The organism is Okibacterium sp. HSC-33S16 (assembly GCF_024171565.1).
In the GTDB taxonomy this organism is placed as follows: Bacteria; Actinomycetota; Actinomycetes; order Actinomycetales; family Microbacteriaceae; genus Mycetocola_A.
Window position 1 is genome coordinate 242,850 of the sequence record NZ_JALJZZ010000006.1, and the last position, 21,456, is coordinate 264,305.

Below are 21,456 nucleotides of genomic sequence, written 5' to 3' on the forward strand. Positions count from 1 at the left end.
CGTCGAGGTTCGAAAGGGCACGTACATGACACTGGGAACGCAATGGGCAATCGACTGGACGCGGGCTTGCGCCGCGGTGATTGCCGAGCATCGTGTTGAACTAATCACCCTCGACCGAGACATCGGAGATGGGGACCACGGTGAGAACATGGACAGAGGGTTCTCGGCCGTCACGCCCAAACTCGACGAACTGTCGGCCGACGCAGTGCCAGCCGATGTTCTCAAGATGGTGGCAACGACGCTGATCTCCACCGTCGGAGGCGCCTCGGGTCCGCTCTATGGCACCGCGTTCCTCAAGGCGTCCGTTGCTGTCGGGTCTGAGCCCGAGCTCGATCCGGCCGCTGTAGTGGCGCTTCTCCGTGCCGCTCGCGATGGAATCGTGCTGCGCGGAAAGGCGGAGACTGGCGACAAGACCATGATCGACGCCTGGACACCAGCCGTTGACGCTGCTGTCCAGGCGCAGGTCGCCGGTGAGGATGAGGCCGGGGTTTTGGCTGCGGCGGCAGCCGCAGCCGAGCACGGTGCTGAAGCCACCGAGCCGCTTGTCGCCCGTAAAGGTCGAGCGAGTTACCTGGGTGAGCGGGCGATCGGTCACCGCGACCCCGGTGCGCAGTCCACCGCGCTCCTGTTGCGGGCTGCCGCTACGGTTGCCGCTGGCGGCTCGGGGAACGGATCGTGACTGTCGGCATCGTTTTTGTTTCGCACAGTACCCGAATCGCGGAGGGGCTCGTGGAGCTTGCCCGCCAGATGGCGCCCGACGTCACGCTTGTTGCCGCAGGCGGCACCGACGACGACGGAATCGGCACGAGTTTCGACAAGGTGACGGCAGGTATTACTCAGGCGGCTTCCGGCGACGGAGTCGTTCTGCTCTGCGATCTCGGCTCTGCCGTGCTGACCACGGAAACGGCTCTCGACTTCCTCGACGACGCTGAACGGGCATCGGTTCGACTCCTCGATGCGCCCTTTGTCGAAGGCGGAGTGGCGGCAGCGGTTGCCGCGCAGACCGGCGCAGACCTCGCCGGAGTTGCCGCCGCCGCGAGGTCCGCCATCGATGCCTTCGCGGCATCGCCAGGTGATAACGCCGGCACAAGGGCAGGTGAGGCGAGCGTCGCCGACCCGGCGCCAACTGACAGCCGAGCGCCCGCGGGCTACTCGCGGTCGGTGACGATCGTCAACCGCGACGGTTTGCATGCGCGGCCAGCTGCAGACTTCGTGAAACTCGCGAGCACGTTCGAGCCACGGGTCACCGTCAACGGCAGGGACGCGAAGAGCCTGCTGGCGATCATGGCGCTCGGTCTTGTCAAAGGCAAGATTGCTGAAATTGCGACCGAAGACCCTGACGGCCGCGCCGCTGTCGATGCCCTCGCCGATCTGGTGGAGACGGGTTTCGGGGAAGCCTGACGGTTCCTCACCTTAATCCGAAATCGGGCGTACGATGGCCCCATGGACACGTCGAAGAAGACCCCAAGCCAAGACGGGCGACTCGTTCGGAGCGCTGCCTGGGTCGACCGCAAGTTGACGCCGGTCTTTGGCCCGCCTCCCGTCGGGCCATACGGTGCCGAAGAGAAGCACGCCGCCGCCCCGTGCCCCGTGTGTGGGCACCCGATGGGGGAGCACGTCATCGACCACACCACCTCCAACGCGATCCTCAACTGCCCTGCGCCGATCGACCACAGCCTCGAGCATGAGAACACCTCACCGCTCGACGAACTGGGCATGCCGCTGCGCGAAGCGCGGCGGTCCCGGGCGGGCGCGCGCTGAGCCCGACTCGGCATGACGCCACCCGCTGTGCTGGTGCCCTAATCTCGAACTAGCCGACGGAGAAGCACACCTCCGAGGCTGGCGGAGGATTCGTGGTGACCGAGCACTCGACATCGCATGTTGCGGCGGTACTGGCCGCGGCCGTGCTGTGGGGTACGACCGGAACTGTTGCTTCCTTTGCCCCAGCAGGAAGCTCGCCCCTGCTGATCGGGCTGGCCACCTTCGGCTTTGGCGGTGTCCTGCTCCTGCTCCGCGCCCCGCGGGCGATCCTGACGCTGCTTCGGCGACCGGGCGCGAACTGGCCCTGGCTTCTCTTCGGAACCATCGGCATTGTGGTGTACCCCACCACGTATTACATCTCGATGAGCCTCATCGGCGTTGCTGCCGGAAATGTGGTGGCCCTGGGCTCGGGTCCGCTCTTCGCTGCGCTGCTCGATCGCCTGCTGCGGCGCAAACGATTGACCGCGCGGTGGGTCGTCGCGACAGTCGTGGCGGTCACGGGTATCGGACTCTTGTCCTTCGGTGTCTCTTCCCACGGGGTGGCAGGAGCGACATCGACGGACGCGACAGTCGCCGGCGTCGCCCTTGGGCTCGTGGCAGGGCTCGGATACGCGGCGTACTCCGTTGCAGGTTCGGCCGTCATCGCCACCGGTATATCGTCGTCGGTCGCTATGGGCACGATGTTTTTCGCAGGTTCGCTGCTCATGGTGCCGTGGTTCTTTGTTGCCGGGCCCGGCCCACTTGCCGAACCACGTGGCATCCTGATTCTGGTTTATCTCGCAGTGGTTCCGATGGCGCTGGCGTACCTCGCATTTGGATATGGATTGCGGATGTTGTCAGCCTCCACCGTCACCACCCTGACTCTCGTCGAACCTCTGGTGGCGACGGCGCTGGCGATCGTTGTGGTGGGGGAGAGACTCAACCCGGTCGGCTGGATCGGGTTCGGTCTCGTCGCTCTTGGTCTCGTGATTGTCACGAGTGCCGGCGTGCGGCTCGCCCCGCGATCGCGCCGGACGTCAGCGGTCGTCGCGCCGGGCGACATTTCGGATTAGCGCAGGTACGGGCCGCTTCTGGCTCTGTGACGGCGTCAGACGCCGACCTTCGTCGCAGCCCCCCGATATGGGGTGGATTCGTCGTGGCAAAGGGGACTAGCCTGAAGTCTGGATACGAGCATTCCTCAGCTTATTATCCTGTCCGCCCCACAGGTCATCCGTTACACAGGGACTTCAATGACTCCACTCCAGCGCCCGATCCGTAGCTTCCTTCGCCGTAACCGGATGGACTCCGGCCGATGAGCGCGCCGGTGGGGGCACGCGACGCGAGCCTGCCTGCGGATGGGGCCGTCGAAGAATCACACGATGTCCGGAGGCTGCCGATCCGGCTGCCGGTCGACGGGGGAGCGGTGTCGGGAGCGGTCATCATTCCAGCCCACAACGAGGCGGCCGTGATTGCCCGGACGCTGAAAAGCCTGGGCGCCCTGTCTGACGCACCGCAGCTGGAGATTATCGTCGTGTGCAACGGATGCACTGACGACACCGCTGAGGTTGCACGACGTATGCCGGGCGTCACGGTGCTCGAGACGACCGAAGCGTCGAAAACTGCGGCGCTCAACCATGGCGACGCTTTCGCATCCCGGTGGCCGCGCCTTTACCTTGATGCCGATATCGACATTTCGCCATCAGCGGTACTCGCCGTCTTCGACGAGCTGAGGTCGCCTGGGGTGGATGCGGCTCGGCCACGCTACGTGTACGACACCTCCAGTGCTTCTCGTCCCGTTCAGGCTTACTATCGCGCACGAAGTCGCATTCCTGCGCCTCCGCTCCGCTTGTGGGGCGCTGGCGGGTATGCGGTCAGCGAGTCCGGGCACCGTCGCTTCTCGGAATTTCCTCAGGTCACGGCGGACGACTCGTGGATTGACACGCAGTTCGCGGACCATGAAAAGCGCATCGTGCCGACGCTGCCGATGCGCGTTCGCACTCCGCGCGACCTCTCCGGACTCCTTGCCGTTCTCACTCGACAACGGCGGGGGCAAGTGGAACTCGGAGTCCCGTCGACGACGACCAGTCGCGGACGGTCACTCGTTGCATCGGTGCGAGGACCGCGCAGCGCAGGTGATATGGCATGGTATGTCCTCCTGACCGCGGTGGCCAGAAGGAGGTCTCGCATTGCGCTTCGCGCTCGAGACCGGGCGTGGGAGCGGGACGCCTCCAGTCGACCCGCCGAGGGGGTAGAGGCATGAACGGTAGAAACAAACGTCCGATGCGCGTGGGGGCTGTCGATTGCTGTGTGGTGGGGGCGGGCCCGGTCGGCCTCGCCCTCGCCCTCGAAGCGGCCGATGCCGGTCTCTTCGTTCTCCTGGTGGACGCGGGGTCCGAACGCTCAGCCGAGCGGAATATCCCGAAACCCGCTGGCGGCCCGGATCTCATCGCCAACCCCGATCGGCACGCACCCATTGAGCAGGTGACGCGACGGGGGATCGGGGGAACGTCCTCGCTGTGGGGCGGGCGCTGTGTCACATTTGAACCGATCGACTTCGAGCGCAGAGACTTCGTGCCCGATTCGGATTGGCCTCTCACCCTCGATGACATCACACCGTGGCAGGCTGCGGCTGCTGACTATCTTGACTGCGGCCAGGCGCGCTTTCGAACGGCTAAGGCTGACTGGGCTGAACTCCCGGATATCGAGACGACGCAGCTTGAGCGTTGGTCAAAGCAACCGAAACTCGCCGATCGCCTCGGGCGTCGCGTGCGGGAGCACCCCAATATCACCGTCCTGCTCAATGCCCCTGTCGTCGATCTGACCTTCGCGCCCGGGGGAGAGGTGACCGCGCTTGTGGTTCAGCAACGCGGTGAACGCCAGGATGTTCGGGCCGCGCACTATGCACTGGCCATGGGGGGACTTGAGACCACGAGGCTGCTGCTTACCGTCCAACGTTCCCACCCGACGATGTTTGGTGGCATCGATGGTCCGCTCGGTCGCTACTACATGGGACACGCCTCGGGGAGTGTCGCCGATGTTGTTTTCACAGAGCCGAAGCGCGCCAGGGAAATGGATTTCACCCAGGACCCTGATGGCACGTACTTGAGGCGGCGGTTCACGCTGTCCGAAGAGGCGCAACGGCGTAACGAGATCCTCAACACGAGTTTCTATGTCGACAACCCGCCGTTTTACGAAGTTGGGCATCGGAACGCCACCCTCTCGCTCGTCTACCTCGGACTGGTCATCCCTTTCATCGGGCGACGGCTCCTCGCCGAGGGTATTCGGCTGCGGCACATCGGTGAGCCACCGCGTCGGATCGGAGCGCACATCCTGAATGTTTTGCGGCGACCGTGGAGAGCAGCTGCGGACGTTCTCGACGTCCTGGTCCATCGCTATATTTCGGCTGTGCGCAAGCCGGGCTTCATTCTTCACAATGACTCGGGACGCTACGCCTTGCACTATCACGGTGAACAGATCCCGAACCCCGACAGTCGACTAAAGCTTGCGTCCGGTCGGGAAGGCCCCCGGCTCTCCATCGACTTTCAGTTCGCCGACCAGGACATCGAATCAGTTCTCCGTGCCCACCGCCTCCTGGATGCACAGCTACGGTCGGCGGGCATCGGCCACGTCGAATACCTGGCGAAAACCGAGGAGGAGGTACGCGCAGGGGTGTGGGAGCAGGCGATTGACGGGTTCCACAGCATTGGGACAACCCGGATGAGCAGGGAGCCGGGCGACGGCGTCGTCGACGCCGATTGTCGCGTTCACGGATCAGCGAACCTCTTTATCGCATCGAGCAGCGTTTTTCGAACCGCCGGCGAAGCGAACCCAACCTACCTTGCCGCGTGCCTGGCAGTGCGGTTAGCTCATCACCTGGCCGAACTCAGTGCTGAAGTAGCGCCGATGCGGATCGAGAAAAGCCCGTCGGTCCCGTTGGCGTCCTAGCGACGAGGGGTGCCGGAACCTCCGGGCAGACGGGCGACTGGGGAGATGGTCGGGAAGGGCCGCCCGTAACTTACTTGACATAATGTGCATTATCGGAACAAAGTGAAGTGGGGCTTGGGCTCAGAAGGCTCTGGCATCAATCCGCTTCTGTGGTGCACAATCGAGCACAGCGGCTTCCGGCACGGGAATCAGGATCACGCACTAGCGACGCTCAGTGAACCGGACAGGAACCCGAGATCGGAGATCATCGTGTCGTATTTCTTCCGCGTCGATTCGACGTCAATTTCGGCGTCCCAAGTGAAAACTGTTCGACTCGCCATCATTGTCGCCGGCGTCGTCGCAATTCTCGTCGGAATCGCCATCCTGGTGTGGCCGCAAGCAACGCTTGCCCTCGTCGCCTGGCTCTTCGGCCTGTACTTCATTGTGAGCGGCGTCGCCCGAATCGTGAAGGCCGCGATGTCTCGTGGCCTTGCAAATTCCTACCGAGCGTTCCTCGCGGTGTTCGGGATATTACTGGTGGTCGGCGGAGCATTCGTTCTGGCGAACCCGCTCTTTGGCGTGACGGTCGTTGCGACGCTCATTGGCTTCACCTGGATACTCGAGGGCATCGGAGTCCTCGTGGATGTGCCACGAGGCCGAGCCACCTGGGTAACCGTTCTCTTCGGAATCGTCAGCATCGCCGCTGGTGTCATCGTTCTTGTCGCGCCCGTCGCCGCGACCGTGTTCTGGTTGCAACTCACGGCCGTGCTGCTGATCGTCGCCGGTCTGATGCAGGCGATCCAGGGCGCCATGATCGGCCGCGCTCCCCGCTCCGGGTAACACCTGCCGTTACTTGACATAACGGCAGGTCGTCCGCGCTACTCCGCGATGAAGTCGCTGGTGTCCCCCACATAGCGCGTGTTGTTCTCCGGGATCGGCTGCACAGCGGCCAGAGCCACCTCTGCGGCAAATTCGCCGACGTTGTAGAGCTTCCCTGCCGCGTCCTTCCGCGAGCTGATGGCCCCGGGATTTGCGCGCTCGAGCAGCGTTGCGGTGATGGTGCCCTCGATCATGTCGCCGGAGACCACAACGAAACCGATGTTCCGTTCGGTCAGTTCCGGCAGCTTCGCCCGCAGTGCGTCCTCCCCGGCGCGCTTCGACAACGCCACCGGAATGTACTCGGGCATCGTCGGCGTCGTACGGATGAAGTGCGCCTGGTGACTTGTCACGAACACTACGCGCGAACCCTCAGCGAGAAGCGGCATGGCGGAGTCGAGCACGTTGAGCTGGGCGTCCCGGTTCAGCTGCATGGCGTAGTCCTCGGCCATCCCGCTCTCCATTCCCCCGGATGCGTTAAGCACGAGCACATCGAGCGAACCGAACTCCGCGCGCACCGCGTCGAACATTGCCTGAACGCTCACGGGGTCGGTTAGATCGGCACCAACAGTGATCGCAGTCCCCCCGGCCGCGCGAATCTGGTCGGCCAGTTTCACCGCCCGCGCTTCCTTGTTGCGGTAGTTGATGACGACTCGAGCCCCGGCTTCAGCGAAGTACCGAACCGTATCTGCGCCGATGCCACGAGACGACCCCGTGACGAGGATGTTCTTTTCAGCGAGCGAACCTGGAACGAGCGGATTGGACACGATGAACTCCTTAGACACGGGGCGGTACAGCCGGAAGGGGGCGATTCCCGGCACCCGAGACTATCAAGAAGTATCGATGCGCCGCCTTTCAGCGACTGCTAGATTCGATCACAAGGCAGCCAGCACCGGCGCACTGCTTCAGCACCAGAAGGGGGTTCCATGGACTGGATTATCGAGTACATCTGGATCATCTGGCTCGTGCTCATCCTCCTCTTCGTCACCGTTGAGATGTTGAGTCTCGAATTCACGTTCCTCATGCTCGCCATCGGATCGGCCATTGGTCTCCTCTCCGGGACGATCGGCGTCCCGTGGTGGGGTCAATTCCTCATCGCGGCCGCGGCATCCGTCCTCCTGCTCCTTCTGGTCCGACCGTCGCTTCTTCGCGCGCTGCGCAAGGGTGAGGACCCGGCCAAAAGCAACATTGACGCCCTTGTCGGAGCCTCCGGCCGGGTAGTGCAAACGGTGTCCGGCCACGGCGGACAGGTGAAGCTGGCCAACGGTGAGCTCTGGACGGCCAGTGTCGATCCCGACTCGCCAGCAACGAGTCTCGAGCCCGGTACCTCCGTGCAGGTCCAGGCCATCCGCGGCGCAACGGCCGTGGTTATCCCCTCAGAGAGGAACGCATCGTGAGCAGTGCATCCGACGTCATTGGAACGGTTATCGCCTGGGTTGTTGGCGTTGTCGTTGTCATCTTCATCCTGGTCGTCCTCTTCCGGGCCATTCGCATCATCCCGCAGGCCTCGGCCGGAGTTGTCGAGCGGCTGGGCCGCTACCACAAGACGCTCCAACCCGGCTTGAACTTACTCGTCCCGTTCATCGACCGGGTGCGCCCGCTCATCGATATGCGTGAGCAGGTCGTTTCGTTCCCGCCGCAGCCGGTGATCACCGAAGACAACCTCGTCGTCTCCATTGACACTGTCGTTTATTTCCAAGTGACGGATGCTCGCGCCGCCACCTACGAAATCGCCAATTATCTCGGTGCTGTCGAGCAGCTCACCACGACGACATTGCGTAACGTCGTGGGTGGGCTGAACCTCGAAGAAGCCCTCACCAGCCGCGACAACATTAACGGCCAACTGCGGGTGGTCCTCGATGAAGCGACCGGCAAATGGGGCATTCGCGTGGGTCGTGTCGAGCTCAAGGCCATTGACCCGCCCCTGTCGATCCAGGACTCGATGGAAAAGCAGATGCGTGCCGAGCGCGACCGTCGCGCGTTGATCCTAACCGCTGAAGGTACCAAGCAATCGGCGATCCTGACGGCCGAAGGTGCCCGGCAGGCCGCGATCCTCAGTGCTGAAGGTGACGCACGAGCAGCCGTTCTCCGCGCCCAAGGTGAAGCCGAAGCCATCACGACGGTCTTCGACGCGATCCACCGCGGTGATCCGGACCCCAAGCTTCTCGCGTACCAGTACCTGCAAACTCTACCGAAGCTCGCGGACGGTTCATCGAACAAGTTGTGGATCATCCCGTCTGAGTTGACCGAAGCACTCAAGGGGCTCGGAAAGGCGTTCGTCCCCGGAGCAGAGAATTCTCGGTCCGCTCCCCCGGCAGGACCGGTGCCCGACGTGCCGTCCAGCGTCTTCCCGGCCAACGTGCCGCCGTCGTTCCCGCCGGCCGGTCCGCCTGCACCGCCCGCGTCGCCACCGGCGTCCGAGTAGCGACGGTGATCGACGAGTCCTCGCCGCAGTCCCGCTTTCTGACTCCGCAACGTCCCCGCGTCTTCGCGCACAGGGGGCTCGCGCTCGGGGTGCCGGAGAACACGCTCGCCGCGTTCCAGGCCGCCATCGATGTGGGCGCGGAATACATCGAAACTGACGTGCACGCCACAGCGGACGGAATCGCCGTGCTCGTACACGACCCGGATGTCACGGTGGACGGCGTGGTCCACACGGTGCGTGACCTCACTCTGCACGAGCTGAGCGAAGTGGATCTCGGCGGCGGACACCGCGTGCCAACACTCGCGGCCGCACTCAACCGGTTCGGGAGCACTCGCTTCAACATCGACGTGAAATCAGAGCATGCTCCCGAGCCGACGGCTCACGCGATCCGTGCAGCCTCAGCGACTGACCGGGTGCTCGTGACCTCCTTCGACGAACGGCGGCGTGTACGGGCTATCGATCAGCTAACCGCCGTAACCAGCTCCGCGTCGTCGCGCCTTGTCACCCGGGCGCTTATCGGAGCAAAAGCCGGTTCGGTGGAAGTCGTCCGACGATCGCTCGCCGGTGTGCCGGTGGTTCAGATTCCGGAACGGCACAGAAACATTCAGCTCGTGACGCCCCGAAGCCTGTCGACCATGCACCGGGCCGGTGTCGAGGTCCACGTGTGGACCGTCAATGACGTCTCCGACATGGAACGGTTACTGGCGTTGGGTGTCGACGGACTGATCACGGATCGGGTCGATCTTGCCCTCCCCCTCGTCGACGCCTGGCGGAGTCGCTCCCGCTGAGTCTGGGCGTTAGCTGCGAGTTTTGCGGCGACGGGAAGCTTCTCCCCAGTTTGGGGGTCTATAACTGTGAGAAGCGAGCGAGGAGGGGACCACACAATGGCTGATCGCAGTTTGCGCGGAATGCGCCTGGGCGCCCAGAGCTTACAGAGCGAAGAGGGCGTCGTATTTTCAGACCGAACACGGTTCGTGTACCTGTGCCCCGAATGTAACCACGAGACAGCGCTGATGTTTGCGGCTGACGCGGAGGCTCCCGAAACCTGGGAGTGCCGCCACTGCGGGCATGAGGCCGTTCTCATGGTGGGTTCGGAGCCGATCACGATCGACAAGTCCGACCAGAAGCAGGCACGCACCCACTGGGACATGCTGCTTGAGCGCCGGTCGCGTGAAGAACTTGAGGAGCTGCTCGAAGAGCGCCTGTCGTTCCTTCGCGAGCGTCGCGGATTGAATAAGAAGGTGGGAGCCTAGGTTCCCAGCACACAAAAAGGCGCTCGGTCACCGAGCGCCTTTTTTGATGTCGCTGTGAGACCACAGCTGGTTTCATGTGATCGGCGGTGGTGCGGCTTTTTCGAGAGCCTCTACGCGGTCTGCGTGTCTCGCAAGCGAGGCTTCTTTTCTGCCGTACCGGTCGCGCCTCGCCGCTTCCGTGGAGTACTGAGAGCAGCAATCGCGAGGCCAGCCAATCCGAAGAAAGCCATGACGAATTCGATGACGGCGCCGTACCGCATCGCCGGCGTCGTGGTGGTCGACAAGGGGACGCTTTCCACCATTGCACCCGGCTCGTACGCGGGAATCTGGGTCAGCGTGCGACCGTCCGGGGCAATCATCTGGCTGGTTCCCACCGTCGAAACGTTCACGACTGAGCGCGAAGACTCGATGGCTCGCAGACGCGCAATGGCTAGCTGCTGTTGATTCTCGTCGGTTCGGCCGAAGTCCGCATTGTTGGTCTGCGCAATGATGACTTGCGCGCCACGGTCGACGGCCTCCCGGGTGAGCGCGTCGTCCACAATGTCAAAGCAGATGGAGATTCCGGCAATGACGCCGTTGACGTCGAAAATGTTGTCGCGGGTGCCCGGTGTGTATTCGCGAGCAACCAAACCGATCAGGTCGGGCGCGAACGGTTCCCAAAACTCGCGATCCGGCACGTACTCGCCGAACGGAACGGGATGACGCTTGTCGTAGTAGTCGAGCGCTCCCCGGCCCGCAGTCCAGAGGAGAGAGGTGTTGAAGAACTTGCCCTCTCGTTCGGTGATTGTCCCGGTGAGAATCGGCGCGTTGAGTTGGGAACCGAGGTAGTCCAACACTCCGGCCGCTTCGGGTACCTCAAGAGGATTCAGGTCTGAGCCGTTCTCCGGCCACACCACCATGTCGACGTTCGTTCCCACAACATCGAGGCTCGCCGACGCTTGAGCCATGAGGATGTCGCCCGGCTGTCTGTCGTCGAAATAACCAGCTTTGGCGTTTCCCTGGACGGCAGCGATCGTTGAGACCCCGCTCACCACGACAGGAACAGACGGGACAGCGAGAACCAGGGCGATCGCGGCCGCCGGGAGGGCAATGCGTGTGAAGACGCTCACGATGTCAGGTTCCCGCACGATCTGGATCGCAAAGGCGATGAGCCAGACCATGAGAAAACTCAAACCGCTGAGTCCGACCCACGCCACGAGCGGGGCGAAGGGGCTTTCGGACTGGCTGAGCGCCATCCGTCCCCAGGCAAATCCCCCGTATGGCCAGGTGCTAACCAGAGCCTCGCGTGCCGTCCAGAGACCAGCGACCACGAGGGGCAAGAGAACCAGGCGACCAAATCGGTGAGCCCACACCCGTGGGATGAGACGGAAAGCCAGGGTGATCAGAAGAGCGCCAACCGCGAAGAAGAGCGACTCAAGAACCGACAGGGCAATCCACGGAACGGGCCCGAGGTACAACGCTGTCCATGACACGTGGACGAGGTAGAACGACACACTGCCGAGGAAGCCGACCAGGAGAGAACCACCGACGCTCCGGCCGATGAGGGACACGAGGATCAGTGCTGCACCAACGAATGCGAGCGGCCAGATCCCCTTGTCCGGGAAACCGGCGTCGAGCACGGGACCAGCGGCGATCGCGACCACCGCGGCGACGAGGAGAGGCAGGGGCGGGCGTTGTGGGGGCGTCACCTCCCCAGCCTAGATCGTCGTCGTGCTCTCAACCTCACACCGAGCTGTATGCGACGATCCCGCGCCGAATGGCCTCCAACGCTTTGCGCGCATTGCGGCCAACTCCCCCGTCAGCGACGAGGGACAGTTGGTCAAGAAGGTCGATGGTTTGCTTGGTCCAGCGAACGAAATCGCCGGCCGCCATGTCCGCGTCGAGGAGGACCGAATTCAGGGTCGAGCCGCGCGCCCACTTGTGCATCGCAATGGCGAGACCGGTTGCGAGCGGTTCGCTCCCCGGCAGCCGGTGCTCCTGCTCGGTATCGTCGAGCCGCGCCCAGAGATCCTGTGTTTTGTCGAGGGCGACCCGGAACGCGCCGCGGGGCAGGAACCGTTCAGGCACCTGGCCTTCGTCTCGGCGAGGCTCAAAGACGATGCAGCTGGCCATGGCCGCGAGGCTTGCCGGATCGAGATCATTCCAGAGGTTGCGGTGCAGCGCCTCGGCCACCAGCAAGTCGCGTTCGCCGTAGATCCGCTTTAACGTACGACCTGCTGCGCTCAGCTCAAGCTGGCCTTCGTCGTTCTCAAGAAGATACTCGTACTCGACGAGAACATCAGTCACCCGATCAAAGATCTTGGCGACCGCACCGGTGCGGGTCGCGATCTGGCGGGTGAGCTGGTCTGTCTGTTTCTTGAGCCGGAAGTACCGCTCGGCCCACCGCGCGTGGTGTTCACGATCAGGGCAGTGGTGACAGGGGTGCGCCGACAGCCGTTTGCGCAGGCCGTTCACGCGGCGCTGGCGTTTTTCACGAGCAGCGCGGGTTGATGTGTCCGCTTGCGCGCTTCCGCGTTCGAGGTCGGTCAGCTCGCGTCGCATCGAGGCATACTCGCGAAAGTTGCCGAGGTGGCAGGTCATCGACTCGGCATACTTCGCCAGCGATGCCTCCTGCTCCCGTACCTTGCGGGCAAGGCCGACAACCGCGCGGTCTGCCTGAAATTGAGCGAACGACGATTCCAGAATCTCGCGCGTACGCTCGCGCCCGAACTGGTCGATGAGGTTCACGGCCATGTTGTAGGTGGGCTTAAAACTCGAGTTCAGCGGATAGCTCCGGCGCGACGCAAGCGACGCGACCGATTGCGGATGCAGGCCCTCCTGCCAGGTCACAACGGCGTGACCCTCGACGTCAATACCTCGCCGACCGGCACGACCGGTGAGCTGGGTGTACTCCCCCGGCGTGATCGGCACTCGCGCCTCACCGTTGAACTTCTCCAGCTTCTCCAGCACTACGGTTCGAGCCGGCATGTTGATTCCGAGCGCGAGCGTCTCGGTAGCGAACACGGCTTTGACAAGCTTCCGCCGGAACAGCTCTTCGACGACTTCCTTGAAAGCAGGCAGCATTCCGGCGTGGTGCGCAGCTACCCCTCGCTCAAGTCCTTCAAGCCACTCCCAATAGCCCAGCACCGCAAGGTCTTCGTCGGGCAACGGTGAGCAGCGCTCCTCGACGATCGCCCGAATCTCCTCCCGCTCCTGGCTATCAGTGAGACGGATGCCTGAGCGCAGCACCTGCGCAACCGCCTGATCGCATCCGACCCGACTGAAGATGAAGAAAATGGCCGGCATCAGATGATGCTCGTCCAGCAGTCGAATAACGTCACCCCGGTCAATTCGCTGTGGTGGGCGACGCCCACCCTTGGCGTTATACCGGGAAACGTCGTTGTATTGCCGGGAGTTGAGGTTGCGTCCGCCGAACTGGGCCATCCGCACCAGTTCAGGATTCACCTGGTTGGTGTCGGCAAGGGTGGGCGCCGCGAACAGGTCGATCAGCTTGCCGCGCATGAGAACGTGTTGGTCGAGCGGAACAGGCCGCTCCTCCGAGACAATCACCTCGGTGTGTCCGCGAACCGCCTGCAGCCAATCACCGAACTCCTCGGCGTTGGACACGGTCGCGCTGAGCGACACCATCCGCACGTCCTCGGGCAGGTGGATGATGACTTCTTCCCACACGGCGCCGCGGAACCGGTCGGCCAGATAGTGCACCTCGTCCATGACTACGTAGGCAAGGTCTGCCAGCAGGTCGGAGTCCGCGTAGAGCATGTTCCGCAGCACTTCCGTCGTCATGACGACGATGCGGGCTTTCGCGTTGATATTGGTGTCACCGGTGAGCAATCCAACCGATTCCGCACCGTATTCGGCGACAAGCTCCCCGAACTTCTGATTGCTCAGGGCTTTCATGGGAGCCGTGTAGAACACCTTGCGGCGAGGGCTTTGCATTGCTGCATAAATGGCGAACTCGGCAATGATGGTTTTGCCGGCGCCGGTCGGTGCCGCGACGAGGACGCTGTTACCCGCTTCGATACTGGCGCACGCCTCAACCTGGAACGGGTCGAGGTCGAACCGTTGTTTCTCGCGGAAGGCGTCGAGCAGAGGAGTCTTACGTCGGGAAGCCGCGTATCGTTCCGCGGGGCTGAGTTCTGCGGTCACAAAGCCAATTCTGCATCAAGCGCCGCCTGGCGTTTAGCGGCGCGACGGTCGTGGATCCATGCGATACCATATGCGGCGAAATAGAGCACCACCATGGGGACCGCAAGCACGAACATCGAAATTACGTCGGCAGCGGGGGTGGCCACCGCGCAGAACAAGACGATGACGAGAATGGCGATTCGCCAGGATTTGATGATGGATGCGGCGCTGAGGACACCGACGAAGTTCAGCAGAACGAGGAATACCGGCACTACGAATGCGATACCGACCGCGAGCAGGAGCTTGAGGACGAAATCAAAGTAAATGCCGGCGTTGAAGAAGTTCGACGCATCCGCCGGGGTGAAGCCCACCATGAGCTCCACGATGTGTGGCATGACCCACCAGCCCGCAGCGCACCCGGCGAGGAAGAGCGGTACGGCGCTGAGCAGAAAGCCGAGCGCGTATCCGATCTCTTTGCGTGTGAGACCCGGCACCAGGAACGCCCAAATTTGGTAGAGCCAGATCGGGCTCGACACGACAATGCCGAGAGTGAGCGCCACTTTCATGCGCAGATCGAATGCACCGGTCACCGCATCGAAGTTGAGCAACGCCTGACCGCGGTCATCGGCGATCTCCGTGATCGGAGCCGCCATCTGGTCGATCGCCCACTCAGAGAAAATGAATCCGGCGATCATGGCCACGACCACTCCGGCCGCGATGATGAACAGGCGTTTCCTCAGTTCGACCAGATGCTCACCGAGAGACATCCGGCCATCAGTGCTTTTTCGCCGGGTAGTGCCCTGTGCCACAGACCTTACGGTTTCGTGTGGGACTCGTGTGAACCGGACGCGGTGGTCTCAGTTGGAGCGGGAGTCGGGGCAGCAGGTGTCGACGGCGTCGTTGCCGGCGGAACCGAAGCTGACGTGTCCGTGGTGTCGACCTTGTCGCTCTTGATCTCGTTCTTGAAAATCTTCATCGACTGGCCGACGCTCTTGGCGAGTCCGGGGAGCTTGGGTGCGCCGAAGAGAAGAAGCACGAGGAACACAATAATGAGCAGGTGCCAGCCGGTGAGGTTTGCTAACATGATCCATCCTTTGGTTCTGTGCTGTTGGCCAGAAGTTTAGCTGGTTCCACGCTAGCGTGGGATACCTGTCTTCTGGCTGGAAGCGTCAATTGTGGCGTATCTGTCGAGTGCCGCCTGCGCCCAGTCTGCCACGCGTGAACGGGCCGAAGCCGGATCAACGACCGTAACCACTCCGGCGAGTCCCGCGACCAGGCGTTTGAGCCCATGAGTGTGCGCCAGGTGGAGGGTGACGCGCGTGCGCTTCCCGGCCGACACCGTGGGCGCTTCGGTGGTCAGGTAATCGGCAATGAGCGGAAGCGCATTGCTGTCGAGCTCGACCACAACGGTGAGATCAGTGTCGCTGGGCTCAAACAGTTTGTCGCCGAGTGTCACATCGCCCGCGCGTGGACTCACCGGTTCCGAAGTGGTTGTGAGTGCACTCATTCGGTCCACTCGGAAGGTCCGAGCTGCTTCACGCGAATGATCCCAGCCGCGGAGGTACCAGTCCTCGTCGAGTGACTCCAGTCGAAGCGGGTCGACGATGCGGCGTTCGTGCGTTCCCCGCGAGTTGAGGTAGTCAAACTCGATGCGGAGTCCACGGGCCACCGCCGTACGGATGTCGCTGACGAAGCCATCGACCTCGGTCGAGCCGACGGCCACCTCCGTGGGCCGCCCGGATGCACCGTGCGACAGCTTGGCCAGCAGCGAGACGAGCACTCCACGGTCAGCCTGGTCGGGGAGGGAGGAGAGGTATTGGAGTCCGGCGATCAGTGCTGCCGCTTCGCGGGCGGAAAATCGGGGAGAGTCGTCAATGGCGACGAGGTGGGTGATGACGATTTCGTCATGCTCGTCGAACAGGTCCCAGTCGATATCGAAGAGATCCTCATGCTGGTACGCGCTCGTCTCCCCCGGAATGCCGGAGACGGCGATGAGGTTGACCGAGTCGCGGATCTGGGATTCGGACACTCCGAAATGGCGCGCGGCGTCCGCGACGGAAACTCGGCCCTTGTCCATGAGGTAGGGCACAAGAGCGAGCAGGAAGGCCAGCTTGTCCCTACCGTGCGGTGTTGTGCTAGCCACGATCGGTGTCCTCTCCCCCGCCGGAGGGGATGTCCCGGTGTCGTTCCACCGTCGTGCGGTGCCTTGACAACACCGCCGAACGGAGACGGTCGGGAGTTAGCACCAGTACCTCCGGACCATAGCTGGCCAGTTCGTCCGCAAGAACATCGATGTCTGTGTAGTGCAGGTGCAATTCATGACCCGATGCCGCGTCGGATGCCCGATCGGCCCGCTTGGAGAGCCGCGTCGACGCATCCGTTCCTGGCTCAACCTGGACGACGGCGACCTGGGCGTTCCAGAGGGCGTCAAGTTCCCGAAGGGAACGCTCGGCGTGTCCGGTCGCTTCCGGCGGGGTCCAGGTTTTCGAAGTCGTGGTGACCGGACCGACGATGCGGCTCAGCAGGAACGTGCGGGGTGCGTCCGCCTCCATGTCGTGGGCCGACAGGTGCCACCGGCCATGGTGTTGCACGAGCGCAAGCGGTGTGACGGTCCGGGTGCGGCCGGTGTCTTCTCCCGGCTTGAGGTAGGCGAAGGTGACCACGGCATGTTTGTCGAGCGCGACGCGGAGGGGGTCGAACGCGCTCTCGCGAATCCGCACGCGGGGTGCGTAGCCAATAACCGGCTCGTCTGATTCAAGCCCCAGCGAGTTGAGCTTGAGCATGGCACGCTGCGATTCGGCGGAGAGTGAGCCCTGCCGCCACACTGTTGCGGCAAGCGACAGGAGGGCGATCTCGGTCGGCGAGAAGGTAATGTCGCTTGGCAGGTCGTATTCCCCTTTGGGAATGCGGTAGCGCAGGGACTGGTTGTTGCCCGGCTCCCCCGGCTGCTCGAGCGTCTCGAGCGGAATGCCGAGCTCACGGATGTCGTCTTTGTCTCGCTCGAACTGACGATCGAGGCTCGCATTGTCGCCAAACGCGGAGTACCGCTGCCGGTAGCCCTGCACCGTCGACAGGATTTCCGACTTGGTCAGCCCTTGTTCGGTTGCGAGAAGCGCCAGCACAAGGCTGAAGAGTCGTTCCTCGACGGGGACGGGCGCTACAGCGGAGGGTTCTGACACAGCATCATCCTAGTTGCGTGCGTGTTCCGTGGCGGCCCAGCGATCTGCCGAGCCGCACCGGAGTATTAGCCGACGGTGCCAAGGATGTCGACAACGAAGACGAGCGTTGATGCGGGCGGAATCGCGCCGGAGCCCTGCTCGCCGTAGCCAAGCTCGGGCGGAACGATCGCCACGATCTGCGAGCCGACGGTCTGTCCCTCGAGCGCCGTTGCGAGGCCGGGTACGATCCCGTCCAGGCTGAAGACGGCTGGTGTGCCGTCATCCCATGACGTGTCGAAAATACTGTTGTCCGCCCACAGTGCACCGGTGTAGTGCACGACCACGCGGGTGTTCTTGGTTACTTTGTCGCCGTCGCCGGTCTTGAGTGTGGCAACCTTGAGTTCGGTAGGGGGCTCTGACGTGGGGATGGTGATTCCGGGGGTGCCGTCCTCCGCGGTCACAACGCTCGGGAAGCCCGACTGGAAGACCGGAGTGTTGGCGCCGTTGGCCTTTGCCAGGAAAGAGTCGGTGATGTCCGCGACCATGACGATCGAGTCGTCGCCCGCAACACCGAGCTGGGCGCTGCCCTCTTCGCCGAACGCATCGGCCGGTGTCAGAGCGGCGGCGATGCGGGATCCGACGGTGGCGCACTCAATACTGTCGGCCATCCCGGGCAGCAGTTGCGAGGGCAGGTAAATGCCCGGCTCGGCGTATGCACCCTCTTCAACCGGCTCACCGGTCGTTCCGTTGAAGAAGGAGAAGCTCATCTGGACGAGCTGGTTGTCGGTAACCGGTGCTCCCTTGCCCTCGATGAGCGTCGAGACCTGCGTCTTCGACGTTTTCAACGGGGTTGGGAAATCGACGGTCGGAGTCGAGCCCAGGGCGCCGGACGCCTCGATGAGGTTCGACGCGTCGCCGGAGGTGACCGGGGATTCGCAGTCGCTGCCGGGGGCTTGCGCACACCCTGTGAGGGCAGTCAGGACGACGCCTGCGGTCAGGAGCAATGCGGGTGCCTTCTGCACGGTGCCTCGTTTTCGTACTGGAACGTTCGGGGAGGAAATCGAACCGGATGGCGTTTCCTTGAGATTCGGGGACTGCTCGCGGCCGCCCCGGGCCATCTTAGCCACGCGATGCGTCGTCAGGCTCAGAGTTGTCGGTGTGTGCCGCGCCATCGGCGGTCGCCCTCTCGCGATCGGCAGAATCGGATGTCACGGGGCCAGCCCCGAGACCTCTCGCCTTGGACAGCTCTGCCGAGGTCGTGACGTTGCGGACGCGTTTGCGGAGGATCTTCGCACTGACGTTGCGTTCACCGAGCGCGCCGGGCGTCCAGAGCTCGACATCCTCGTCGCTGAAGTCCGATTTGCTCGGGCGGCGCTTAAGTTCAGGAAGGACCGTACCGTCGGCGAGTTTCCGTGCCGTGATGAGGAAACCGGTGTGACCGATCATGCGGTGATCCGGGCGAACAGCCAGCCCTTCGACGTGCCAGCCGCGCACCATTGTTTCGTTGGAATCCGGGTTCGTGAACCGACCAGAGGCGCGGATCGCTTCTGCCACGCGCGACAACTGGGTCACGGTTGCCACGTAGCAGAGGATAACTCCGCCGGGCTTGAGCGCGTCGGCGCAGGCGTCGATACATTCCCACGGCGCGAGCATGTCGAGGACAACCCGATCGACCGAGTCGCGCTCAACTGTGGTGGGCAGGGTCTCGGTGAGATCGCCCACTGACACGCGCCAGTTTTCGGGGTCGTAGCCGAAGAACGTTGCGACGTTGCCGCGGGCCACGTCGGCGAATTCATCCCGTCGTTCAAAGGACTCGAGACGCCCGGTCGGACCGATGGCCCGCAAAATCCACAGGGAGAGGGCGCCGGAGCCCACCCCGGCCTCGACGACAGTCGCGCCCGGGAAGATGTCGGCCTGCCCGATGATCTGGGCGGCGTCCTTCGGGTAGATAATCGCGGCACCGCGTGGCATCGACATGACGAAGTCAACCAGAAGCGGCCGCAGGGCGAGGTACTCGATACCGTCGGTGGTCGTGATGACCGATCCGTCGGGAAGCCCGATGATCGTGTCGTGGCTGACGATGCCGCGGTGGGTGTGGAATTCCTTGCCGGGCTGCAGCGTGATGGTGTTTCGTTTACCCTTGGGCCCGGTGAGCTGAACCCGGTCGCCGACCCGGAAGGGGCCAGAATTTTGGGGACGCTCGTCGGCAGGCACGTCGGTGCCTGGCGTCGGGGTGGAAGTTTCGGTCATGAAGAAGGTCCTTCGTTTGCGCGCTCAGCCACGAGGGCGGCGAGGTCTCTGCTGGTTTTGCCAGCGAGGGTTGGCCAGATGGTGTGCGTGTCAGCGGCCTCGATGGAGACGGCATGCGGAACGGCGACCGCGATGGAGCCGGCGGCGACGGCTGACGCGAGCCCGGCTCGCGAATCCTCGATAGCGACGCAGTGGGCAATGTCAACGTTGAGAAGCCGTGCGGCCGTGAGATAAGGATCAGGGTGGGGCTTCGGGTACTCGACCTCATCGCCGGTGACGAGCACATCGAAGGCGTCGAACGGGATGTGAGAGACCACCTGTTCAGCCATCCGGCGGACCGACATGGTGACAAGCGCCGTCTTGACGCCCAGCGAGCGGAGTTCTTCGAGCAGCTCTCGAGCTCCCGGGCGGAACGGGACACCGTCAGTAGCAAGCCTGTGCTGCACCCGGCTGGTGAGGTGATCGACGATGGCATCCGCCGTCATGTCGACACCGTGATCCTGGAAGACCTTTGCCGATTCCCAGAGTCCGGCACCGACGAGGGTCATGGCGTCCTCGTAGGTCCAGGTGTGCCCAAACGACTCAACCAGGTCCGTCTCGGCAGAGATCCAGTACGGCTCGGTATCGACGATGGTGCCATCCATGTCCCAGAGGACGGCGGCAGGAAGCTGAGTGATCACGAGTTTCAATGCTACCGGTAGGCAGACAGCGCCTATTCTGGGAGAAGGACAGTGCAGGCTGTCGTCACTACAGCGGGTCGCGGCTCGTGGAATGGGGATTTCGTGCTGAATGGTCGGTTGCTCGTCGTCGCCTTCGAGGGCTGGAACGATGCAGGAGAAGCAGCCACCGGTGCCGCCCGGGTGCTGCAGGAGCAGCTCGACGTTTCCTCCTTGTTCGTGATTGATCCCGAGCTGTATTACGACTACCAATTCAACCGGCCGATGCTGGCCTCCGACGATGACGGCCGACGTCGCATCACCTGGCCCTCCGCTACGCTGTACGGACCGTCAGCGGTTGCCGCTGAGGGTGAACCCGAACCGCTCGCGGACGACGCCGAACTTCGCGTGAGCGGTGCGAACGGCGGCAACATCTTCTTGCTCATCGGCAGTGAACCCTCCCGCAGCTGGAAAGCGTTCACGGCGGAGGTTGTGGATGCCGCTCTGACGCACGATATCTCGACCATCATCTTCCTCGGCGCCATGCTCGCCGATGTGCCTCACACGCGCCCGATCTCCCTCTTCGCGTCGAGCGAGAATGATGACATGCGGGCAGAGCTGGAATTGGAGCGGAGCAGCTACGAAGGCCCGGTCGGCATTCTCAGCGTCCTGGCCGAGGCGGCAGAGGACGCAGGAATTCCTACCCTCTCGATTTGGGCATCCGTTCCCCACTACGTTCACAACGCCCCGTCGCCCAAGGCAGTGCTTTCGCTCATCGACAAACTCGAAGAGATGGTCGACGTTGTCATTCCCCGTGGCGACCTGGTTGAGGAAGCCGGTGAGTGGGAGAACGGCATCAACGTGCTGGCCGGCGATGACGAGGACATGGCGGCGTACATTGCACAGCTCGAGCAGGCACGGGACACCGTTGAATCACCGGAAGCGAGCGGCGAGGCGATCGCCAAGGAATTCGAACGCTACCTGCGGAAGTCTTCGGACGGAAAAGGTGACGGCAGGAACGAACCGCCGAACCCTCGGTAACCTCTCTC

Annotated in this window: 22 protein-coding genes; 12 read left to right on the forward strand and 10 right to left on the reverse strand. The window is 63.3% G+C overall.

Annotated features, from left to right (window positions below):
• The first annotated feature begins 25 nt into the window (after nt 1–25).
• The 7 genes from dhaL (at nt 26) to L1277_RS14350 (ending at nt 6,504) form a co-directional block, all read left to right on the forward strand.
• Entirely contained in the window at nt 26–679 is a 654-nt protein-coding gene (dhaL, locus tag L1277_RS14320) for a dihydroxyacetone kinase subunit DhaL (protein ID WP_253377345.1), read from the forward strand.
• Nucleotides 676–1,401, forward strand: coding sequence for a dihydroxyacetone kinase phosphoryl donor subunit DhaM (gene dhaM, locus L1277_RS14325; protein WP_253377347.1), 726 nt, complete (start codon nt 676–678; stop codon nt 1,399–1,401). The genes dhaL and dhaM overlap by 4 nt, the downstream gene beginning before the upstream one ends.
• A 42-nt stretch (nt 1,402–1,443) precedes the next feature.
• Complete coding sequence (locus tag L1277_RS14330; protein WP_253377349.1) at nt 1,444–1,761, forward strand: hypothetical protein; 318 nt, start codon at nt 1,444–1,446, stop codon at nt 1,759–1,761.
• 95 nt (nt 1,762–1,856) lie between these two features.
• Nucleotides 1,857–2,813, forward strand: coding sequence for a DMT family transporter (locus L1277_RS14335; protein WP_253377351.1), 957 nt, complete (start codon nt 1,857–1,859; stop codon nt 2,811–2,813).
• Between the two features lie 239 nt (nt 2,814–3,052).
• The gene (locus tag L1277_RS14340; RefSeq protein ID WP_253377353.1) at nt 3,053–4,000 is read left to right on the forward strand and encodes a glycosyltransferase family 2 protein; all 948 of its coding nucleotides are present in this window, start codon (nt 3,053–3,055) and stop codon (nt 3,998–4,000) included.
• A 20-nt stretch (nt 4,001–4,020) separates the two neighbouring features.
• Nucleotides 4,021–5,685, forward strand: coding sequence for a GMC oxidoreductase (locus L1277_RS14345; protein ID WP_253377355.1), 1,665 nt, complete (start codon nt 4,021–4,023; stop codon nt 5,683–5,685).
• A 297-nt stretch (nt 5,686–5,982) separates the two neighbouring features.
• Nucleotides 5,983–6,504, forward strand: a complete 522-nt coding sequence (locus L1277_RS14350) for an HdeD family acid-resistance protein (protein ID WP_253377357.1) — start codon at nt 5,983–5,985, stop codon at nt 6,502–6,504.
• Nucleotides 6,505–6,542: 38 nt separating this feature from the next.
• Here L1277_RS14350 and L1277_RS14355 read toward each other — a convergent pair whose 3' ends face one another.
• On the reverse strand, nt 6,543–7,307 hold the full coding sequence (locus L1277_RS14355; RefSeq protein ID WP_253377359.1) for an SDR family oxidoreductase: 765 nt from the start codon (nt 7,305–7,307) through the stop codon (nt 6,543–6,545).
• A gap of 159 nt (nt 7,308–7,466) precedes the next feature.
• Here L1277_RS14355 and L1277_RS14360 point away from each other — a divergent pair, with 159 nt between their 5' ends.
• From L1277_RS14360 to L1277_RS14375, 4 genes are all read left to right on the forward strand, one after another.
• Nucleotides 7,467–7,937: an NfeD family protein gene (locus L1277_RS14360; RefSeq protein WP_253377361.1), complete on the forward strand. Its 471-nt coding sequence runs from the start codon at nt 7,467–7,469 to the stop codon at nt 7,935–7,937.
• A gap of 17 nt (nt 7,938–7,954) precedes the next feature.
• Complete coding sequence (locus tag L1277_RS14365) at nt 7,955–8,965, forward strand: SPFH domain-containing protein (RefSeq protein ID WP_374110254.1); 1,011 nt, start codon at nt 7,955–7,957, stop codon at nt 8,963–8,965.
• A 5-nt stretch (nt 8,966–8,970) separates the two neighbouring features.
• Nucleotides 8,971–9,753 (forward strand): glycerophosphodiester phosphodiesterase family protein, encoded by a 783-nt coding sequence (locus L1277_RS14370; protein WP_253377365.1) that lies wholly within the window; start codon nt 8,971–8,973, stop codon nt 9,751–9,753.
• Nucleotides 9,754–9,849: 96 nt separating this feature from the next.
• On the forward strand, nt 9,850–10,218 hold the full coding sequence (locus tag L1277_RS14375) for an RNA polymerase-binding protein RbpA (protein WP_253377366.1): 369 nt from the start codon (nt 9,850–9,852) through the stop codon (nt 10,216–10,218).
• A 110-nt stretch (nt 10,219–10,328) separates the two neighbouring features.
• Here the strand turns inward: L1277_RS14375 and lnt are convergent, their stop codons facing one another.
• The 9 genes from lnt to L1277_RS14420 form a co-directional block, all read right to left on the reverse strand.
• Entirely contained in the window at nt 10,329–11,906 is a 1,578-nt protein-coding gene (lnt, locus tag L1277_RS14380; RefSeq protein ID WP_253377367.1) for an apolipoprotein N-acyltransferase, read from the reverse strand.
• Nucleotides 11,907–11,940: 34 nt separating this feature from the next.
• Nucleotides 11,941–14,364: an RNA helicase gene (locus L1277_RS14385; protein ID WP_253377368.1), complete on the reverse strand. Its 2,424-nt coding sequence runs from the start codon at nt 14,362–14,364 to the stop codon at nt 11,941–11,943.
• On the reverse strand, nt 14,361–15,110 hold the full coding sequence (tatC, locus tag L1277_RS14390; protein WP_253377416.1) for a twin-arginine translocase subunit TatC: 750 nt from the start codon (nt 15,108–15,110) through the stop codon (nt 14,361–14,363). The genes L1277_RS14385 and tatC overlap by 4 nt, the downstream gene beginning before the upstream one ends.
• Nucleotides 15,111–15,157: 47 nt before the next feature.
• The gene (tatA, locus tag L1277_RS14395) at nt 15,158–15,427 is read right to left on the reverse strand and encodes a twin-arginine translocase TatA/TatE family subunit (RefSeq protein WP_253377369.1); all 270 of its coding nucleotides are present in this window, start codon (nt 15,425–15,427) and stop codon (nt 15,158–15,160) included.
• 51 nt (nt 15,428–15,478) lie between these two features.
• Nucleotides 15,479–16,486, reverse strand: a complete 1,008-nt coding sequence (locus L1277_RS14400) for a WYL domain-containing protein (protein ID WP_308215110.1) — start codon at nt 16,484–16,486, stop codon at nt 15,479–15,481.
• Complete coding sequence (locus L1277_RS14405) at nt 16,479–17,522, reverse strand: YafY family protein (protein ID WP_253377370.1); 1,044 nt, start codon at nt 17,520–17,522, stop codon at nt 16,479–16,481. The genes L1277_RS14400 and L1277_RS14405 overlap by 8 nt, the downstream gene beginning before the upstream one ends.
• Nucleotides 17,523–17,587: 65 nt before the next feature.
• Nucleotides 17,588–18,523, reverse strand: a complete 936-nt coding sequence (locus L1277_RS15825) for an FKBP-type peptidyl-prolyl cis-trans isomerase (RefSeq protein ID WP_253377371.1) — start codon at nt 18,521–18,523, stop codon at nt 17,588–17,590.
• 97 nt (nt 18,524–18,620) lie between these two features.
• Nucleotides 18,621–19,751, reverse strand: coding sequence for a tRNA (adenine-N1)-methyltransferase (locus tag L1277_RS14415; protein ID WP_253377373.1), 1,131 nt, complete (start codon nt 19,749–19,751; stop codon nt 18,621–18,623).
• Nucleotides 19,748–20,431 (reverse strand): HAD family phosphatase, encoded by a 684-nt coding sequence (locus tag L1277_RS14420; RefSeq protein ID WP_253377374.1) that lies wholly within the window; start codon nt 20,429–20,431, stop codon nt 19,748–19,750. Before L1277_RS14420 ends, L1277_RS14415 begins: the two co-directional genes overlap by 4 nt.
• 51 nt (nt 20,432–20,482) lie before the next feature.
• On the opposite strand from L1277_RS14420, the gene L1277_RS14425 reads away from it, so the two are divergent.
• Entirely contained in the window at nt 20,483–21,448 is a 966-nt protein-coding gene (locus L1277_RS14425) for a proteasome assembly chaperone family protein (RefSeq protein WP_253377376.1), read from the forward strand.
• Nucleotides 21,449–21,456 lie beyond the last annotated feature (8 nt).